The sequence below is a fragment of the Ruegeria sp. AK4 genome (assembly GCF_056541025.1).
In genome coordinates, this window is sequence record NZ_JBQFXS010000003.1 from 367526 (window position 1) to 386897 (window position 19372).

Annotated in this window: 13 protein-coding genes, 1 tRNA gene and 1 pseudogene; 8 read left to right on the plus strand and 7 right to left on the minus strand. The window is 60.4% G+C overall.

Annotated elements, in window-relative coordinates; genetic code table 11:
* Positions 1 to 10: 10 nt before the first annotated feature.
* A complete protein-coding gene (locus tag ACR0EZ_RS08230) occupies positions 11 to 625 on the minus strand; it encodes a glutathione S-transferase family protein (protein WP_480612168.1) in 615 nt (204 codons plus the stop codon).
* A 10-nt stretch (positions 626 to 635) separates the two neighbouring features.
* Positions 636 to 1286: a histidine phosphatase family protein gene (locus ACR0EZ_RS08235; protein WP_480612169.1), complete on the minus strand. Its 651-nt coding sequence runs from the start codon at positions 1284 to 1286 to the stop codon at positions 636 to 638.
* A 147-nt stretch (positions 1287 to 1433) separates the two neighbouring features.
* Between ACR0EZ_RS08235 and ACR0EZ_RS08240 the strand changes: the two genes are divergently transcribed.
* From ACR0EZ_RS08240 to ACR0EZ_RS08275, 8 genes and pseudogenes are all read left to right on the plus strand, one after another.
* On the plus strand, positions 1434 to 2627 hold the full coding sequence (locus tag ACR0EZ_RS08240; protein ID WP_480612170.1) for a Zn-dependent hydrolase: 1194 nt from the start codon (positions 1434 to 1436) through the stop codon (positions 2625 to 2627).
* 292 nt (positions 2628 to 2919) lie between these two features.
* A complete protein-coding gene (gcvT, locus tag ACR0EZ_RS08245; RefSeq protein ID WP_480612171.1) occupies positions 2920 to 4017 on the plus strand; it encodes a glycine cleavage system aminomethyltransferase GcvT in 1098 nt (365 codons plus the stop codon).
* Between the two features lie 18 nt (positions 4018 to 4035).
* The gene (gene gcvH / locus ACR0EZ_RS08250; protein WP_480612172.1) at positions 4036 to 4401 is read left to right on the plus strand and encodes a glycine cleavage system protein GcvH; all 366 of its coding nucleotides are present in this window, start codon (positions 4036 to 4038) and stop codon (positions 4399 to 4401) included.
* Positions 4402 to 4514: 113 nt separating this feature from the next.
* Complete coding sequence (gene gcvP, locus ACR0EZ_RS08255; RefSeq protein ID WP_480612173.1) at positions 4515 to 7370, plus strand: aminomethyl-transferring glycine dehydrogenase; 2856 nt, start codon at positions 4515 to 4517, stop codon at positions 7368 to 7370.
* Positions 7371 to 7464: 94 nt separating this feature from the next.
* The gene (locus ACR0EZ_RS08260) at positions 7465 to 8460 is read left to right on the plus strand and encodes a helix-turn-helix domain-containing protein (protein WP_480612174.1); all 996 of its coding nucleotides are present in this window, start codon (positions 7465 to 7467) and stop codon (positions 8458 to 8460) included.
* Between the two features lie 192 nt (positions 8461 to 8652).
* Positions 8653 to 12264, plus strand: coding sequence for a TIR domain-containing protein (locus tag ACR0EZ_RS08265; RefSeq protein ID WP_480612175.1), 3612 nt, complete (start codon positions 8653 to 8655; stop codon positions 12262 to 12264).
* Between the two features lie 172 nt (positions 12265 to 12436).
* The gene (locus ACR0EZ_RS08270) at positions 12437 to 14467 is read left to right on the plus strand and encodes an ankyrin repeat domain-containing protein (protein WP_480612176.1); all 2031 of its coding nucleotides are present in this window, start codon (positions 12437 to 12439) and stop codon (positions 14465 to 14467) included.
* Positions 14468 to 14521: 54 nt separating this feature from the next.
* Positions 14522 to 14599: pseudogene (locus ACR0EZ_RS08275) on the plus strand (IS5/IS1182 family transposase); the annotation flags it as partial.
* 550 nt (positions 14600 to 15149) lie between these two features.
* Here ACR0EZ_RS08275 and ACR0EZ_RS08280 read toward each other — a convergent pair.
* The 5 genes from ACR0EZ_RS08280 to ACR0EZ_RS08300 all read right to left on the minus strand — a co-directional run bounded on the left by ACR0EZ_RS08280 (position 15150) and on the right by ACR0EZ_RS08300 (position 19019).
* A tRNA-Met gene (locus ACR0EZ_RS08280) sits at positions 15150 to 15226 on the minus strand.
* Positions 15227 to 15310: 84 nt separating this feature from the next.
* A complete protein-coding gene (locus ACR0EZ_RS08285; RefSeq protein WP_480612177.1) occupies positions 15311 to 16285 on the minus strand; it encodes an alpha/beta fold hydrolase in 975 nt (324 codons plus the stop codon).
* 318 nt (positions 16286 to 16603) lie between these two features.
* Positions 16604 to 16876, minus strand: coding sequence for a hypothetical protein (locus tag ACR0EZ_RS08290; protein WP_480612178.1), 273 nt, complete (start codon positions 16874 to 16876; stop codon positions 16604 to 16606).
* On the minus strand, positions 16854 to 18014 hold the full coding sequence (locus ACR0EZ_RS08295) for an aromatic ring-hydroxylating oxygenase subunit alpha (protein WP_480612179.1): 1161 nt from the start codon (positions 18012 to 18014) through the stop codon (positions 16854 to 16856). The genes ACR0EZ_RS08290 and ACR0EZ_RS08295 overlap by 23 nt, the downstream gene beginning before the upstream one ends.
* 90 nt (positions 18015 to 18104) lie before the next feature.
* The gene (locus tag ACR0EZ_RS08300; protein ID WP_480612180.1) at positions 18105 to 19019 is read right to left on the minus strand and encodes a LysR substrate-binding domain-containing protein; all 915 of its coding nucleotides are present in this window, start codon (positions 19017 to 19019) and stop codon (positions 18105 to 18107) included.
* Positions 19020 to 19372: the final 353 nt, after the last annotated feature.

The following is a 19372-nucleotide window of genomic DNA, read 5'->3' on the forward strand; positions in this document are numbered from 1 at the left end:
GATCCTTTTGTCAGAGCATCCCGGCGGTGTGCACCGCCTGAACCGAAACCCGCGCCTCCATCGCGTCGCGGAAGGTTACGATCTTGGGAAAGGCCGAGACATCGACGCCATCGCCTTCCAGCCAACTGCAGACAACATACAGGTAAGCGTCGGCCAGCGAGAATGCCTCACCCAGAACAAACGGCCCGCGCAGCCCGTTCGAGCAGATATAGGCGCAGGAGGCGGTCATCGTCTCGGCAACCTTTCCGGCCATGTCCTGCCAGCTGGCTTCATTGTTGGCCCAGCGGTACCCGCGCAACCCGTGGGCGTGGTTCACATGCATGGTCGAGGCGAGGTAATACATCACCTCACGCATCCGCGCCGCCATCACCGGGTCGTCGGGCACCAGCCCGGCCTGCGGCGCAATCGCTGCGATGTAATCCAGCAGCGCGCCGGTTTCGGTCAGGATGCCGCCGTCCACGGCCAGCGCCGGAACCCGGCCCTTTGGGTTGATCTGCTTATAGGCGGGCTTGGTCTGCTCACCCCCGGCGAAATCCAGCTTGATCGCTTCATAGTCCAGCCCGGCCTCTTCCAGCGCAATCGCAACGGCAACCGAGATCGTGCGGGGGGCGTAATAAAGCTGCATCGGGGCCTCCTTACAGGTGGGTCTGCGCGTATTGCCGGTCGGGTGCTTCCAGATGGGGCACCGCGTTGAACAGAACCGGGCTCAGCTGCGGGCCAATCGGGTGCAGACGATGCATCGACGTGTTCATGATGGCAAGCGCCACCCGCGCCATCGACGGGATATCCAGCCCCATCGCCTGCCGCACCACCATCGAGATCAGGCCACCGGAGGTGACGATGATTGCAGGCCCACCCTCGGTGCCGATGTCGCGCAGGGCGTCGGACACGCGGGTTTCGAATTCGGCGAAGGTTTCGGGTGTGTTTTCGATCTCGCCCCGCGACCAGGCGGCAAAGGTCTTGGGCAGATGTTCCACAAAGCCCTCGCGGTCGGTGGGCACAACCTCGCCATGCTGGTCCTCGAACAGTTTGGCGATGTTGAAATACTCGATTTCGTTCAGCCTTGCGTCCTGTATCGGCTCGGGCAGGCCCATGCTGGCGGCGGTCTCGATATGCCGTTGCAGGGTGCCGCAGTATACACGGGGATGATGCGTGCGGGTATCGCGCAGATGCGCACCCAGCCAGCGCGCCTGCTGATGCCCCAGCGCGCTGAGCTTGTCGTAATTCTTTTCGTCCCGCGCGGCGGTGTTGGCCTGTCCGTGACGGACCAGTGTGATGTATGACATGGCGTTCCTCTTGGGGCGAAGTCTTAGGGCAGGTTGCGGGCCGGGGCCAGAGGGGTTTGTCCGGTCGCGTCAATATTCACCGCAGGGCGCTTGCGCGGCCGCGCGCCGGGCGTATTGTTCCCGTATCGGGGAACGAGCGGGGGCGCGATGGCGGTTGATGAGAAACGGTTTCTGGCCGATCTGCACAAGCTGCGCACCTTCGGGGCATCGGGCGTGGGCAAGGGCGTGGTGCGCCCGGCCTATTCCGAAGCCGATATCGCCGCCCGCCGCTGGCTGGCCGGACGGATGGAGGAGGCCGGTTTGCGGCCCCGTTTCGACCCGGTCGGCAACCTGTTCGGTCTGGCACAAGGGCCATCCCTGCTGATGGGCTCGCATTCCGACAGCCAGCCCGAGGGCGGCTGGCTGGATGGCGCGTTGGGCGTGATCGCAGCGCTCGAGGTCGCGCGCGCCAGCGGCCGGCCCATATCGGTTGTCAGCTTTCAGGACGAAGAAGGCCGGTTCGGGGTCACCACGGGCTCGGCGATCTGGTCGGGCGGGTTGCCCCTGTCCAAAGCCGATGCGCTGACCGATCATTCGGGCATAACGCTGGCGGCGGCCCGCGCCTCGATGCAGGGCCTGACGCAGGATTTCGTCGATCCCGCTCAGTTCACCGGTTTTATCGAGATGCATATCGAACAGGGCCCGGCACTGGATGCCGAAGGCGATGTAATCGGCGTTGTGACCGATATCGTCGGCATCCGCGATATGGTGATCTGTTTCGAAGGGCAACAGAACCACGCCGGAACCACACCGATGCATTTGCGCCGCGATGCGTTTCAGGCGCTTTCCCTGTTCAACGCTCAGATCAATACGCGGTTCCGGAACGTCGTTACCCCGCAAACCGTCTGGACCGTCGGGCATGTGGAGTTGCATCCCAACGCCTCGTCCATCGTGCCGGGCCGCGCCCGGTTCTCGATGCAGTGGCGGGATGCTGAGGCCGACCGTCTGCTGCGGATGGAACAGATCATCCGCGACACGGCGCAAGAGGTCGCGGACCGCATGGGCATGACGCTGAGCTTTGGCCAGATGCTGGGGCTGGAGCCTGTCCGCACGGACCCGACCCTGCGCGGCGCGCTGGAAGCGGGCGCGCAGGCCGTAGCGCCGGACCGGTGGCGCATGATGCCCTCGGGCGCGCTGCATGATGCCACCAATGTATCGCGCCTGATGCCGGTGGCGATGCTATTCGTGCCCTCGATCAACGGAATCAGCCACGATTTCGCCGAGGATACGGCCGAGGAGGACCTGATCACCGGTCTCCATGCGCTGGAACATGCCGTTTCGTCGCTGGGCAACCCCGTGTGATAAGGCAGGTCGAAAATACAGATTTTCCAACAGGTTGCCTTGGCATAAGCGAAGCCCGTACGGTGGGTCTCGCGGGGTTCGGCGCGATCAATCAGCTTTGAAACGAAGTTTGTTGCCTAACGGAAAAAAGTTTCCTATAGGAACATTTCAGGTGCATACACCCGTATGCAAACCTGCTGTGGCGGATGCGAATTGCCGAAATTCAGGGCTGAATCGTTGCATTCTATGCGGCTTGGGGCAGACTGACGGGTACGCGTTCCGACCATTAGATACGAAAAAGAAGGTATCCGACATGACAGACGCACCGAAACGCACGCCTCTCTACGCTTTGCATGTTGAGTTGGGTGGCAAGCTGGTTGATTTTGCGGGTTGGGAGATGCCTGTTCAGTATCCTTTGGGGATTATGGGGGAGCATAAGCAGTGCCGTGAGAAGGCGGCGGTGTTTGATGTGAGCCATATGGGTCAGGTGCTCCTGCGGGGCGAGGATGTGGGCGAGAAGCTGGAAGCGTTGTGCCCGCAGGCCTATGCGACGCTGAAGGAAGGAAAGGCGCGGTATGGGTTCTTCACCAATCCGCAAGGCGGGATCATGGATGACCTGATCGTGTCGAACGCGGGCGATCATTTCTTTGTGGTGGTGAACGCGGCGCTGCGGCATCAGGATATTCCGCATATGCAGGCCAATCTGGACGGTGTCGAAGTGACCGAGATTTTCGACCGCGCTTTGGTCGCTGTCCAAGGCCCTGCGGCGGAAACCGTTGTGGGCGATCTTTGCCCCGCAGCGCGGGATCTCAAGTTCATGGAAACCACCATGGCGCCGATCATGGGCGTCGACTGCCGCATCTCGCGGCTGGGCTATACCGGCGAGGACGGGTACGAGATTTCCATCCCGCAGCACAAGGCCATTGAAATTACCCGCGCCTTCCTCGCGCATGAGGATTGCGAACCGGCCGGTCTGGGCGCGCGCGACAGCCTGCGGCTGGAGGCGGGACTGTGCCTTTATGGCAATGACATCGACCAGAGCACCTCGCCGATCGAAGCCAGCTTGGGCTGGGCGATCCAGAAGCGCCGCAAGGAAGAGGGCGGCTTTCCCGGCGCGGACCGCGTGCAAAAGGAACTGGCCGAGGGGCCGGCGCGCAAGCTGGTGGGCATCAAACCCGAAGGGCGCGCCCCGGCGCGTCAGGGCGTGGAAATCCAATCGGCAGATGGCGCGACAATCGGCCAGATCACCTCGGGCGGGTTTGGTCCCACGGTCGGCGGCCCTGTGGCGATGGGCTATGTCGCCACCGCGCACAGCACACCGGGCGAGGCGGTGAACCTGATCATCCGGGGCAAGCCGCAACCGGCTGAGATCGTGGCGCTGCCCTTCGTCACCCAGAATTACAAGCGTTGAAGTCAGGAGAGAGACACAATGGCAACCTATTATTCCGAAGAGCATGAATGGCTGACCGTTGAGGGCGACACCGCCACGCTGGGCATCACCGCCCACGCCGCCGAGCAACTGGGCGATGTGGTCTTCGTCGAGCAGCAGGAAGCAGGCGACGAGTTTGAAAAAGACGGCGAGATCGGCGTGATCGAATCCGTCAAGGCGGCGTCGGAACTCTATGCCCCGGTCGATGGCGAGATCACCGAAGTGAACGAGACGCTGGCCGACAATCCCGGCGCGCTGAACGAAGACCCCGAGGGCGAGGCCTGGATCTACAAGATCAGGATCGCGGACGCGTCGCAGCTCGAAGACCTGATGGACGAGGCCGGCTACAAAGCCTTCATCGGCTGACGCCACAGCAAAGCCCCGGTATCGGGGCTCCCCCGCTTCATCTTTTTCCAAATACTCCCGCCGGAGGCTCCCGCAGTCTCCGCCGGACCTGACCTTTCCACAGGAGCGCAACGATGGCCTTCAAACTGACCGATTACGAAGCCTATGACTTCGCCAACCGCCGCCATATCGGGCCCAGCCCGACCGAGATGCGCGACATGCTCAAGGTGATCGGCTTCAAGACGCTGGACCAGCTGATCGACGCCACGGTTCCGCCCGCGATCCGGCAGAAGGACCCGCTGGACTGGGGTCCGGCGATGACCGAACGCGATGCGCTCTTTCACATGAAAGAGGTGGCGGGCAAGAACAAGGTCCTGACCTCGCTGATCGGGCAGGGGTACTATGGCACCACCACGCCGGCGCCGATCCTGCGCAATATCCTGGAAAACCCGGCCTGGTACACCGCCTATACGCCGTACCAACCCGAGATCAGCCAGGGCCGGCTCGAGGCTCTCCTGAACTTCCAGACCATGGTGAGCGATCTGACCGGGCTGGATGTGGCCAACGCCTCGCTGCTGGACGAAGCCACCGCTGCTGCCGAGGCGATGGCGATGGCGAAACGCGGTGGCCGGTCCAAGGCCAACAACGCAGCCTTCTTTGTCGACCGCAACTGCCACCCGCAGACCATCGCGGTGATCAAAACCCGCGCCGAACCTCTGGGCATCGACGTGCAGGTGGGCGATCCCGACAGCCTCGACGCCGGCGCGGTCTTTGGCGCGATCTTCCAGTATCCGGGCACCCATGGCCATGTGCGCGACTTCACCGCTGAAATCGCCGCCCTGCACGAACATAAAGCCATCGCCATTGTCGCTGCCGACATCCTGTCGCTGGCGCTGCTGAAGTCGCCGGGTGAGATGGGCGCGGACATTGCCATCGGCTCGACCCAGCGTTTTGGCGTGCCGATGGGCTATGGCGGGCCTCATGCCGCCTATATGGCGACCACCGACAAGCTGAAGCGCGCAATGCCGGGCCGGATCATCGGTGTGTCCATCGACAGCCGCGGCAACAAGGCCTATCGCCTGGCGCTGCAAACCCGCGAGCAGCATATCCGCCGCGAGAAGGCGAACTCGAATGTCTGCACCGCGCAGGCGCTGCTGGCGGTCATTGCCTCGATGTATGCGGTGTATCACGGCCCCGATGGCATCAAGGCCATCGCGCAATCGGTGCACCGCAAGACCTCGCGCATGGCCGCCGGTCTGGAAGAGGCGGGCTTCTCGGTTGAGCCGGAGGTGTTCTTCGACACCATCACGGTCGAGGTCGGCCATCTGCAGACCACGGTGATGGAGGCCGCCGTGGCGCGCGGTGTGAACCTGCGCAAGGTGGGCGAGACACGCGTGGGCATCAGCCTGGACGAACAGACCCGGCCCGAGACCATCGAGGCGGTCTGGGGCGCCTTCGGCATCGACCGCACCGATGACAGTTCGAACAAGGTCTATCGCCTGCCGGATTACGCGCTGCGCGAAAGCGCCTATCTGACCCACGAGATCTTCCACAAGAACCGGGCCGAGGCCGAGATCACCCGCTATATGCGCCGTCTGGCCGACCGCGATCTGGCGCTGGACCGGGCGATGATCCCGCTGGGCTCCTGCACCATGAAGCTGAACGCCACGATCGAGATGATCCCGGTCACCTGGCCCGAGTTCGGCAACCTGCACCCCTTCGTGCCGGAAGATCAGGCGCAGGGCTATCACGAGATGATCGCCGATCTGAACGACAAGCTGTGCCAGATCACCGGCTATGACGCGATCAGCCAGCAGCCCAACTCGGGCGCGCAGGGGGAATATGCGGGGCTCCTGACCATCCGCAACTATCACTTCGCCCGCGGTGAGGGGCACCGCAATGTCTGCCTGATCCCGACCTCGGCCCATGGCACCAACCCGGCCTCGGCGCAGATGGTGGGCTGGCAGGTGGTGCCGGTGCAATCGGATGAGAACGGCAATATCGACCTGAATGACTTCCGCGCCAAGGCCGAGAAGCACTCGGATCATCTGGCCGGCTGCATGATCACCTATCCGTCCACCCATGGCGTGTTCGAGACCACCGTGCAGGAGGTCTGCCAGATCACCCATGACCATGGCGGTCAGGTCTATATCGACGGGGCCAACATGAACGCCATGGTCGGCCTGTCGCGTCCGGGGGACATTGGCGGCGATGTCAGCCACCTGAACCTGCACAAGACCTTCTGCATCCCGCATGGCGGCGGCGGCCCCGGCATGGGCCCGATCGGAGTCAAGGCGCATCTGGAAGAGCATCTGCCCGGCCACCCGGAATACGGCACCGCTGTCGGCCCGGTCTCGGCGGCGCCCTTCGGCTCGCCCTCGATCCTGCCGGTCAGCTGGGCCTATGTGCTGCTGATGGGCGGCGCGGGTCTGACGCAGGCGACCAAAGTGGCGATCCTGAACGCCAATTACATCGCCGCGCGGCTGAGCGAGGCCTACCCGATCCTCTACACCTCGGAAACGGGCCGGGTGGCGCATGAATGCATCCTCGACACCCGCCCGCTGGACGAGGCCGCCCATGTCAGCGTCGATGACATCGCCAAACGGCTGGTCGATTCAGGCTTCCACGCGCCGACGATGTCCTGGCCGGTGGCCGGCACCCTGATGGTGGAACCCACGGAATCCGAACCCATGGCCGAGCTCGACCGTTTCTGCGACGCGATGCTGTCCATCCGGGCCGAGGCGCAGGATATCATCGACGGGCGTATCGACGCGGAAAACAACCCGCTGAAAAACGCCCCCCACACGGTGCGCGATCTGGTCGGCGACTGGGACCGCCCCTACACCCGCGAACAGGCCTGCTTCCCCCCGGGCTCCATGGGCGTCGACAAATACTGGTCCCCCGTCAACCGCGTCGACAACGCATACGGCGACCGAAACCTCGTCTGCACATGCCCCCCGATGTCAGAATACGAAGACGCCGCAGAGTAAATCACAAAAACCCCGCCCGACATCGGGCGGGGCACATTGAAGGCAGCGCACAGCTCTGTTGTCGGAGCAGATCAAAACAAGCTTGGCAATTCAGATGAAACACTACGCCGTTCAAACCGATCAAGTAACGACAAGCGAAACAGATGATACAGCGACCGGGTGCGCTCGGCACATCGATGTCATTCTGCGTTGCCATGAGGACAGAGCATCGGCAGAAGCGATCGTGGAATTCTACCGCGCTTTGAACAGCTTGATTGGCCAACAAACCTATTTTGTGACCCTGCGTGTCGTTGCCGAAGAAAAGGCTGGCGGACCTCTCTTCTGGGCCCGGCGGACGGCAATTCTTTGGGGTAATGCCGAATGCGCATGGTACCCGGCAGGTGATCAAAAATCATGGGTTGCCCGGGTGTTGAGCCTGTCGCCCCGGACACTCCTCGTCGGAGGTGCCGTCATGCTGTTGGCCAATACGGACAATTCGGACCGAAAGATAGCTGCGGTTCATTCAAGTTTTGAAGTCGCGGCATCAGAAGCGGGCGTAAGGGATTGCGGGGCTGCAACTTACTTTTCCGCCACCGGGCGATTGCACAGCGCAAACGCACATATCAGCGCTCTTCGATTGCTGGCCGATTTTGTTGCCATGGATCATGGTGAATATCTTGCCGATGCGCTGCGCAGGCATATCGGGCTCACCGAACCGAGGCAATCCATCGAGAGCCGGTTCGCCAATCGACTGGTTCGCAAAGCCAAGGGCGACGAATTGGTCATTCTCACCTTGACGACCATGTTGGAGAATATCGAAGAACCCCTGAGCATTTCCGGGCTTTCGGAACGGGTGGGTACGTCCACACGGCAACTGCAAAGAAGATATCTGTGCAAGACCGGTGCAAAGCTTCTGGATACCTACAAAGAGTTAAGGTTGGAGAGAGCAAGCAGCTTATTGCAGCACACCGACATGCCGCTGATGGAAATCGCCACTGCAACAGGATTTTCTTCTCGTTCAGCCATGTCCCGCGCCTTTTTCAAACAGTATGGATCGAGACCGGAAGAGCGCAGGGATTGGAGGTATAGTGGGGTCGCTCGGATTCAGTAAAACCGAATAGCGGTCTGTTAATCGCAATGATCTTGTCAGATTAACTTTATTTGAGCGGGGCAGCGTGTTTGCGCAACCTCTAGCGTCAGCACTCATAGTCAACAGATCACCAGTACCGCGAGAGCGATTGCGGATAGAAAGACGTGGGGGCATCGGTCGTATCTGGCCGCTGCAGTAACATCGCGTTACTATGTGATACGGCTCGAACGGTTGAGGTTGGATATCGCGCATCTGTTTGTCAGCTACTCTCGCGCCAACGCGGAAACGGTCGGCATTGTGATCGACCGTCTTCATGGCGCAGGGCATTCTACCTGGTTCGACAATCACAGTATTCGTGTCGGGGACGGCTGGCAGCGGGCAATCGGGCGCGGGATTGCCGATTGCGACATGTTCCTGCTGTTCCTATCCAAAGACTCCTTGAGCTCGGAATGGGTGAAGCGTGAGGTTTTGATGGCGGCCAAGGCCCACAAACCGATCCTTCCCGTCGCCTTGGATGCGACCGAAAAGAAATCCGATGTATTTGGTCTGCGGGATATCCAGTCAATCCGCCTCTATCCTGATTGCGATGCCGGAATTGCGCGCCTTCTCAAAGATGTTGGTCCAGGCTCTGGCTCAGGCGGACGTATTCCATTCCTCGTCGACCATCCCCGTCTTCGAGGTTTTCTGGGACGCGACACCGAATTTCTGAATTTGCACGAAACGCTCATGACGGCCGGGGAGACAGGAACGCCACCAACCGGCATCAGCGGGATGGGTGGCATCGGCAAGACCCAGTTTGCCGTCGAGTATGCCCATAGGTATCGGTACCACTACCCGGATGGGGTGTTCATGCTGAATGCCGCGGCGACAAATTGGACTGCTGAGTTTGCCGCCTTAGCCCATCGTATGGGCACCAGCAAACGCTCGCACGACAGTCTTCTGGATGCGGCAGATGAGTTCGTGCGCCATATCACGGACAACCGGGAGGCGCTCGTCATACTCGACAATGTCGGCGATGTCATCGATTTCAACCGCAGACCGATTGGGCGTGGGGCTGTTGCGGGCAACCTTGCATGCCGCGTGCTGTTCACGACACGGCAACGTGTTGGTATCGATGAGTTCAATGCTCTGAATATCGACATGTTGCCTGTCGAAGATGCGCGGAAGTTGCTTACATCGAAACGGCCGGACATTGACCCGGAGGATGCGGCGGTGGCGCAGGTTTGTGAGGCTCTGGGTCGATTGCCTCTGGCGCTTTCGCTCGCTGCTGCTTTTCTCAAGCGAAAGCCCGCCGCGACACCTGCGGCTTATTTGAAACACCTCAGGCGCTACGGTCTGGACGCTACTCATGCCAAAGCGCATCTCAGGAAAGTTGCGCTTCCTGCCTACGCAAATCTCAGCGTTGGCCCCGCCCTTCGTGCCCAGTGGAAATTGCTGGAGTTGGATCACACGAGCGATCTGCTCGACGTTGTGGCCGCCCACCCGGAAAACGCGCATGTGCCAATCGCGCGTATTGGTTTGATGAGCGGCCTTCGCGATGCAGCCGACGGAATTGACACGCCAATCCGGGACGCGTTGCAAGAGGCGATCGACGCAAACCTGCTGGAGGGTTTGGGTGGCGCTTCCGTGCGTCTCCATCCCGTGGTGCGCGATTTTGTCCGCCATCGGCGGAAACGAAACTGGCAAAAGGTCGGCGCTGCGGCAAGAGATCAGTTAACGCGGTCATACGAAGATCCCTCGGAGCTTGACGCGAATTACAGACTCAGGGGAATTGACGAGGTCATAGGCGATCTGAGCAACGCGCTTACCCTCGGTGAGGCGAGCTCAAACTCACGAAATGCGGCGCGCACGCAAACCGTGCTTACCATACTGCAGCAGGAGCAGCATGTTCTGCGCGACCGGCAATCCGGGACACAAGCTTCGTTTCTGCCGCAGCAGATTGCGAAACGCGCCCAGGAACTGGGTCAGTCCGGATTGGCAGAGCGGGCGCAGGTGCTGGTTGAAACCTTGGCGCAGCCTTACCTCAGTCAAGTCTGGAAAACAGGCGTTAGCCCTATGCTGAACCTGGTACACGACCGACCGACCGTGACAGATTGTGCGTTTCATGGCGATGCTCGGTTCCTTCTCACCGTAGGGCACCAAGGCATTCTGCAGGAATGGGATGCCAATACCGGTGAGCCGATCCGTGCCTCGTCTTTCGGGTCCGAAGGTGCCGATGGCATCGCCGTCTGTGACGCGTGCGGTCTTGCAGTGCTTGGGGTATCCCGCGGCGATCCGGTGCTTTGGGATATTCCAACCTGGTCGAAGGTCCGGACGTTGAAAGGCAACGGCTACGCAGGTTGGGCCGTGGCTATTTCCGAGGACGGTAAGTTGGCATTGACCGCGTGTGATGGCGGTGTTGCCCTCTGGGACGTATCCACAGGTCATCGCCTTGCAAAGCTTCGGAACAAAGCCACGATCAATGTGATCTCCTTTCTGGGCAAATCCCGCGCTGTTACAGGAGATGACGCCGGTGAAGTCACGCTCTGGGACATCGAAAAACGCCGCAAGCTGCGGAAGTTGGGCTTGCATCCCAACGCGGCTGCCTGGTCGGTTGCGGCAAGCCCGGATGGGCGATTTGTGGCCGCGGGGTTCGATGATGGTCTTATTGCCGTTTGGAACATGGAAACCGGGCAAGACCCTGATTGGATTGAGGGGCACACTTCCATCGTACGTTCTCTTGCCTTCGATCCGTCAGGACATCACCTCTGGTCGGGATCGGGCGATGGATCACTTAGGCGCTGGACGCTTGAGGGAAAAACGCGCCCGGTCACCGTCCAAGCCCACAACGGCTATATTCGTGGGCTCGATATCTCGCACGATGGCAGACGGATCGCATCGGCTGCCGACGACTGCTCGGCCCGTGTTTGGGACGCGGGCCAGATCGGGTCCAGCCGGGCACCAGCCGCACACGGCGCAGAGATTACCGGACTGGCAGTATCGTCGGATGGGCAGACAGTGGTCTCAACGTCCTGGAATGCGCAGGTTCATGTCCGCGAAGCCTCGTCTGGTCGGCTGGTTCGGCAATGGTCGGACGCGTATGATGACGGCCTGCAAATTCGGTCTTCCGCAGTGTTCCCCGACGGGTCGCGGCTTATCCTGGGATGTGATCAGGACCTGAAATCCTGGCCTCTCAATACTGCCGAACCTGAGGACATGGGCCATATCGAGTTCGCAGATTCTATTGCACTCAGCGGCGACAATCGGCTGGCGATTTGCGGAAGCTGGCCCAGGGTTTTGACGCTGTGGGACCTCGACCAAAACAAACGAGTTCGTACGCTGCTCAGGGGATCCTCGCCCATGAAGCCGAACCTTCGGACAATAGCCGCCGTGGCGCTTTCGGTTGATGGCAGGTTTGCTTTTGCGGCTGCCGACGCGAAGGGCCTTCTGGTCTGGGATTTGCACAAGCGGGGCGGCGCGGTATCCGGTCGAACCGATCAAAGCTTCGGTCACCTTGCGATCTTGTCTGACGGCAAACATCTTGTCGCCTCCGCAGGCGGCGACAGGTGCGAGCTTGTCGCCATCCCGAGTTGTCAGACAGTGCGGTCCTTCAAAACGGGTGCGACCTCGGCGATGGCCGTCGGACCGTCGGACAAGCTTCTGGCCACCGGTTCTGCCGATGCGATTGTGCGCATTTGGAACCTGAAACAGGGCTCACTTCTGGCTGAGTTTGGCACAGACAGCATAGTCACGGCGCTTGCCTTTACCCCTGACGGCGATTGCATTGTGGCTGGCGACGATGTGGGGCGTGTTCAAATGTTGCGGATACACGGAACCAAGGTCTGACCCCTTCCTGCTTTCGTTGGCACGCTGAGAATTGACCGTGTCAGGACGGTTCGTTGATCCATCACCACAGATGAAAGGCAGCAAGAAACAGCGGATAACCAGTATTGTCGGACGCTGGTGATACAGTTTCGAATATCCTGTTTTGAATTGGACTGCTAAACTTGCCCATATTATGGAAAACCGATTTCTGAGCCCCGCAGCCCGGGCACTTGCTGATTGGACACCGCTGCCGGACGAATTGCCCGAAGGCATTCTGGATTTGCCTTTTGCAGATGGCCACACCCCGCTGACACAAGCGGTGTGCGTCGGTGATGTGCAGCGGACAGCAGCATTGTTGGCGCGAGGTGCTGACGGAAACGCCCGTGATCTTCGTGGCGTACCTCCGATTGTCTACGCCGCAGCAAACGCGCGGCAGGAGATCGTAGAACAACTGCTGAATTACGATGCCGACCCAGACCTGGCCGATCCCAATGGCCGCGTGGCCGCGCACTATGCCTTCTATCGCGGCCGGGACGAGTTGATAAAATCCCTTGAAGACGCAGGTGCCAAATTCGATGCAATCGACGTTGACGGGCGCAGCGTCGTTGATTTCGCCCGTGCTCGTCACGACGACAAGGATGCCGCCGCAGCCCGCGAGTTGTCCACCAGAGCGGAAGAACTGGCGCAGCTGGACAGGTCCGATTTGCCGGACCCCGGACTGCATGCTGATCCCGACTTTCAACGCCTGAACTTGGTTTCAAAGGATGAACCAAACGTCATCGGCGTTCTGGGCGTTGTCGCGATCCTCGGAATTGCTGTGGTGACTGTGGTCGTCGGCGGATCACCGCTTTGGGGTGGTCTGGCATTTTATCTCATCCTCACCTTTCTCTTGATACGTCATTTTAAGGTTCTGTCATCCCGCTCGGCGCAGGATCAGGAAGCATTACCCGAAGCCGGTGCTTTGGCGTCAGCCGGGTCACCCTTGCGCGTCGTGCAAGGGATCGTTCGGGCAACATCGCAAGCGCAGCTGGCCAGATTGGATGCCGAGCTCGAGAATCCAGAGGATGCGAAGCGCAACACGCGACTGCTTCTGGGATTGGCCCTGGTAGCGCCGCTTGCAGCTATAGCGGTCGCGATCGGAGGTGCCGTTTGGGCGTGGCTTGTGTACGTATTGTACGGCTTTCTGCCCGAGACGTTGGGAACAATTGCCGCGCTCGTGCTAGGCGTCGTACCTGGCTTCTACATCGTAATGGGCCTGGTTTTGGCACCAATCGAGACCTATGCATGGGGCGCGCGGCGCTTACTCCGCCAGCGTATCCTTGCAAGGCAGTCTGCGCTATCCCAGCATATCAACGAATCGACCGATTTGCGGCGGGGTGGGCAGTTTGCCGAAGGCGGCATCGTGTATCTGCGGTCGTTCGACTTTGATGGCAGCTTTGTTGTCGGGGGAATGGATTTCGAATTGATCATGCTGAACTTGTTCCACAGCCAAGCCAACGTTTACGCGCTGAATGCAGAGGAAAGCTCGCAGGGAACGGTCAACCTCAAAACCACCGATGAGGATTGGAAAAAGCTTGCCAAGAACATGATTGCCCACGCCGGTCAGGTCATCATCATCCCTGCCGACAGCCAAGGTGTGCTGGACGAAATCGACATGCTGGAGACAGGCGGCTGGTTTGCAAAAACCCTGTTTATCGCCCCACCGCCATCGCAATCGCGCGACACAGCCGCAGACTGGGAGAGGATGCGTCTGTGCCAAGACCTGCGGGGTCTGGAACTACCACCCTATTGCGGTGCTGGTTTTCTGTTCCGTCTCAGCCCCGAAGGGCAATTGCGGGAATACGGGCCGCTGGGTATCGATATAAACGCAATGCCGCTTTTGGCCTTCGAGCAGAGCCAGCAGCCGAACTCTGGCGGGGAAGATGACAGCCCTGAACCGGCGAACGAAGCTGACGGTCAAAGCCCCGACAGCGGCGATGCGGGCGGTCCTGCGCCGTCGGGGCCATCGGCAGGCGGGACTGCAGGGACAGCAGCAGGATCTGCGGCCGTCGCTGCCGCTGCAGTTGGCGTTGCCGTTTATGCCGAAGCCGCAACCGCAATGGACGTGGCAGCAGTGATGACGGACGCCGAGTTTGATGCGGAGTCCGGTGGTTCAGAAGGTCCGGATGGCAGTGAAGGCGGCGGCTTTGATGGCGGTTTCGATGGCGGCGGAGGTGGCGATTAGGGTCAGGGCCTGTTGATTTCCGTGTTGTGTCATGATTCAGGGATGCTCAAATGGCGCGCCTACAGCGGTATTATCTCCATCAACCACAACGGTTTACGCTGGCAGGATGCGCCCAAAGAACACGGTCCGCACTAGACCTTGCACGCTCGTTGGAAGCGGTTGAGCGATATGGGTATCACCCCTTGGTCGCCAATCGAGACAACGCCTGATCCACGCTTGCGCGAGGGCCGACATCCAGCAAGCCCAGTGGCGCAAAGATTGCCCTCCCAACCTTTTCCGATGATGCGTGGTCTAATCGATGACGTAGGCATGGCTTTGTCGTTGTTGGAAAATTTAGATTCCTTTTCAGGCGCTTGAATTGGGAGAAATCAAAGGGATTGTGTAAGTAGGGCGGGAAGCGACCATGCGCTGCGGCTGGGCTAAAGCCTCCGGTCACTTCAAAGCTGACCTATGAGTTGTTGTTGAACGAAGGGGCACCCAAGGATGCCCCTCTGTTCGAGCTAAAACGCGCTACGGTTTGGAGCTGAGCAGAGCCAGGAATCCGACGCGCAGTCCATGCGTTTCGGCTCGATTCACACAGTTTTTCAGAACAACGTACAAAAAACGCACAAAAATCAGGCGCGTGTCAAAGCCTGCACTCCGAGGTGTCGTCGCAAGAATATGATATGTTCTAGGGATTTAATGGTAGCGGAGGAGGGACTTGAACCCCCGACACGCGGATTATGATTCCGCTGCTCTAACCAACTGAGCTACTCCGCCACGAGTGAGAGGCGATGTAAGCGAGGGGCAGGAGAGGGTCAAGAGGGAAATGACCCTGCAAACCGGATTCTTTTGGGTGCGGGGCTATCCCGATGTGCCAGCGGCTTCGGCCTTGTCTGCCGGGCCCTCGGCGACGCGGCGGATGAAAGCGGCGCAGGGGGCGGGTGCGGTGATCAGGATCATGTGTCCCAGCCCCTCGATCTCTTGGTTGAACAGGCCGAACCGGGTCATCGGTGCGCCGTGGTCCGCAGGCGACAGCAGGATGTCCTGCGCGCCGAACAGGATGCCTCCGGGCACGGCCAGGTCTGGATAGCGGGCCACTTGCGGGGGAAGGCTTTCGTGAATGCCCACGACATCCTGCGATCCGGTCACATAGGCCGACGGGCGCAGCCCCAGCGCGCCGCCGGCGCGGTCCAGGAAATCGGCCGGGGCCGGTTCGGGGGCAAAGACGGTGTCAAGCGTATGGGGCGCGGTTTTAGCTGCTATGGGCACGGCGATTGTGTTGGCGATGAAGCTGCGTAGCCATTGGGTACGAATCTCGAGCGGTTTGAACACCGGATGTGTGACAGTCAGTGTCTGCGTCAGCGGAGCCAGCAGTGCCAGCGCCTTGACCTTGTGCGGGTAGTCCAGCGCCATGGCCAGCGAAACGGCTCCGCCCAGCGAATGGCCGACCAGAACCGCGTCGGTGACGCCTTTGGTGTCCAGAAACTCCTGGATCATGCGGGCTTGTTCGGGCAGGCGGCCCAGATCGGCTGTGTCGCGGGTCGAATATCCGCAGCCGGGGCGGTCGAGGGCAATGACATGGTAGTCATCGGCGAGCAAATCCACCAGCGCATAGGTGAAATGCTGCAACTGGCCGGTCAGCCCGTGGATCATCACAAGGGTTTGTTTCGAGGGATCGCCCTGTTCCACATAGTGAATACTGCCGCCGCGCACGGGGATAATCTGACCCGGCTGGGGCACGCGGATGCTGCCCGCGCGGGTCAGTTTCCGGGTCCAGAGGTGCATGCCCAGAAAGAATGCAGCGATCACAAGGACGATAGTCAGAAATGTGGTCATATTGCGGGTCCCGATTTGGGGGTAAGGCTGAATGGTAATGCTCGTGCCCGGATTGTGCCACGCGCTTTTCGAATTCGCCAACCGTTCCGGTGATGTCCCGCCCTTCGACCTCGTCGGCCACGCGGAAACCTGTGTGCCCGATCGGAATGTTGGGCTATTTTGCGCTTCCGGATGAAATCCGGTCGTTGTCGATTGAGGCGATCCGTGCCGTGGTCCAAGCGCGCGTCCGCACTGACCAAAACGTGGTTGAAAAGGAATATCTGCGTCAGACTTGACCTGAACAGCGCCAAGTCAGGTCAACCGCACGGGCGGCATCGGTCAGAACGTTAGCCTGTCTGCCCTGCCATGGCCGACCAGACGGGCATTCAACGCGTCGGCTTGCGGGGCGCCAGCCTCAAGCGCAAAGACAAAGGCGTGGGTCAGGAAGAAACAGGCGGCGTCGATGTCTCCGGCCTGTTCCCGGTGATCCGCCGCCAATGTGTACAGCCTTACAAGATCACAAACGTCGTTTCTGGCATGCGCGTCCAGCAGCAGGCGGTCAAGGTCGGCTGTCCCGTCGATGCGGCCGTCACTCGGCTGCGGTTCGGCCATTTTCAACCTGCGTGGCAACCCAGTGGTGGAAGTTGTGCGTCGGCCCATCCATGGCGGGCGAGAAACGCCCGCCGTCGAACAGCATGCCATGACGGCCCTCTTGCATGCCTTCGACGACGAAGACATCCTCTTCAAAGACAGCCTTCCATTGCTGCGCGTTTGCGGTGCGCAAATCGTCCAGTTCCGGGGTCTCGGTCTCGCTTACGGAATAGTAAAGCTCGATATGTTCGACGGTGTTTTCGTGATCTACCGGTTCCAGAATGATCGCGAAACTGTGGTCGCGTTGCACGCCCAGCAGCACGTTTGGATAGACCGCGATGTATTCCGCGCCTTCGTCCCACTGATCGCTCAGGCCTGCGAAATCGGGCAGCGTCGCACCGTCTTCGCCCGTCAGCTGCCGATAAACGAGCGTGCCCTGTCCTGAATAGTGCCCGCGCGCTTCGATGTTGTAGTGATCTTCCAGCCGGGAATAGCTGTTCAGGCCGGGATGCACCCAGGGCAGGTGGTAGCTTTCGCAGAAATTTTCGACCGCCAGTTTCCAGTTGGTTTTGACCTCAAGCTTGAAGGACGACACGTCGCCGCCGTGGAACAGGGGCTGTTCGAATTCGGCCCAGCGGTCCAGCAGCGCGCCATGGGCGTCTTCGAACGCAGGCGCGGTGCCGTCGACATTCACGAAGATCACATCGCGCCAGACATGGGATCGGATGCGGATCAGCCCCAGGTCCTTGTTGTCGACGTCTTCGTGCTTGTTCTGCCCCGGACCGCCGACATGAGGGGTAGCGCGCAGCTCGCCCTTCAGACTGTAGCACCAGCTGTGATAGGGGCAGCGGATGGCCCCGCCGATCTTTTTCGGCGCATCCACAAGGATCATGCCGCGATGACGGCAGGTGTTTTGGAACACGCCGATCTCGCCGTCGCGGTCCCGCACGATCAGCAGGGGCATGCCCAGAAAATCAACCGGCTTGGCGTCGCCTGCCTCGGGCACGTCCTTGCCGAACCCAATCCCGGACCAGTTGGAATAGAGGACGGATTGCCGCTCCTCGGCAAAGACCGTGGGATCGACGTAATGTTCGTTGGGCAGACCGTTGGCGGTGTTGACATCGGCCAGAACGGACGAAAGCGCGCTAAGCTTGTTCATCGAACTCTCCTGAGGCTGGGATCACCCTGACTATACCCTATTGGCCGGGTCGGCGGGCGCGGCGCAATATCAGAAATGCTCATCAACAGTTTAACTGATTTCACCCGAGCCGCTGCGAACCTCGTCAATGATCCAGTTTTTCAGAGCGCGGGCGTTGTCCGAGAGCTCGTCTTCGGGGCGACCGACAAGGTAGAACTGATTGGGCGCGGTCAGGTGATGCGGCCCGATGGCCACCAGTTTTCCCGATCGTAACATCGGATGGATCAGACGCTGCCATCCCAACGCCAGCCCGGCACCCTTGCGTGCCAGTTGCAGCGCGACCGCGTAGCTGTTGACCCGCGATTCAACGGGTATGGTGCCGGTATATCCCAATTGCCGGAACCACTCGGGCCATGTGGTCCAGTTGCGATCTTCCGAATGCAGGTGAATCAGGCGTTGGGTCGCCAGTTCCGTCAGGCTGGACCCGGACAGTCGTTCGGCCAGGTCCGGGCTGGCGACCGGGGTCAGATGATCGCGGTATAACGGGGTGTGCGACAGGGTCGGGTCACTGTCACGGCCATAGCGGATAAAGAAATCGATGTCCGGCCGGTCCCGAAAAGGGCGATCCTGTGAAATCTGATCGACACTGACATCCGGGTTCTCGCGCCAGAACCGGATGATCGCGTGGGACAGCCACAGGGCGGCCACCGCTGTGGTCGCGCCCACAGTCACCTTGTCGCCCGAGGTTCTGTCGCGAATGGTTGCCAACACTTTGGAGATGCGGCTGAAAGACGAAGACATCGCCTCGTAAAGCGCCTTGCCGTCTTCTGTCAGATCGACCCCCCGATGCTTGCGCTGAAACAGCGCCGTTTCCAGATCGCCTTCCAGCGCCTTGATCTGGTGGCTGACCGCGCCCGGCGTGACCGACAGTTCTTCGGCGGCGTTCTTAAAGCTCATATGCCGTGCCGCGGCCTCGAAAGCCGACAGGGTCGTGAGCGGCGGAAGATTGTAGTGGCGTCTGGACATTTTGACCTGGCTGTTGGCTTCGGGTGAGGTGGCCTCGTCTGACTATCAAAATTTTTGCTGTTGAAGGCCAGCAAATGATTGGTTGAAGGTGCATTTGAGCGTCAGGTTTGCGTTATGGGTCGCCAAACCGGCAAAAAGTGTCGGTTCTATTCACATGGCACGGGGGATGAGCCTGTAGGCAGACGAACCAAGACACGCCTTATTCGACACCCGGCCCGAAACAGTGCCTCGGGAACCGTCAATAGCTTCTGCCTGAACCCCTTGGGGTTTGGCGGTCAGGAACTGACAAAGGATTGACGATGAACAGACGAAGCAAACACCTGGATTGCCGTTCTGATCCAGATAAAACACTG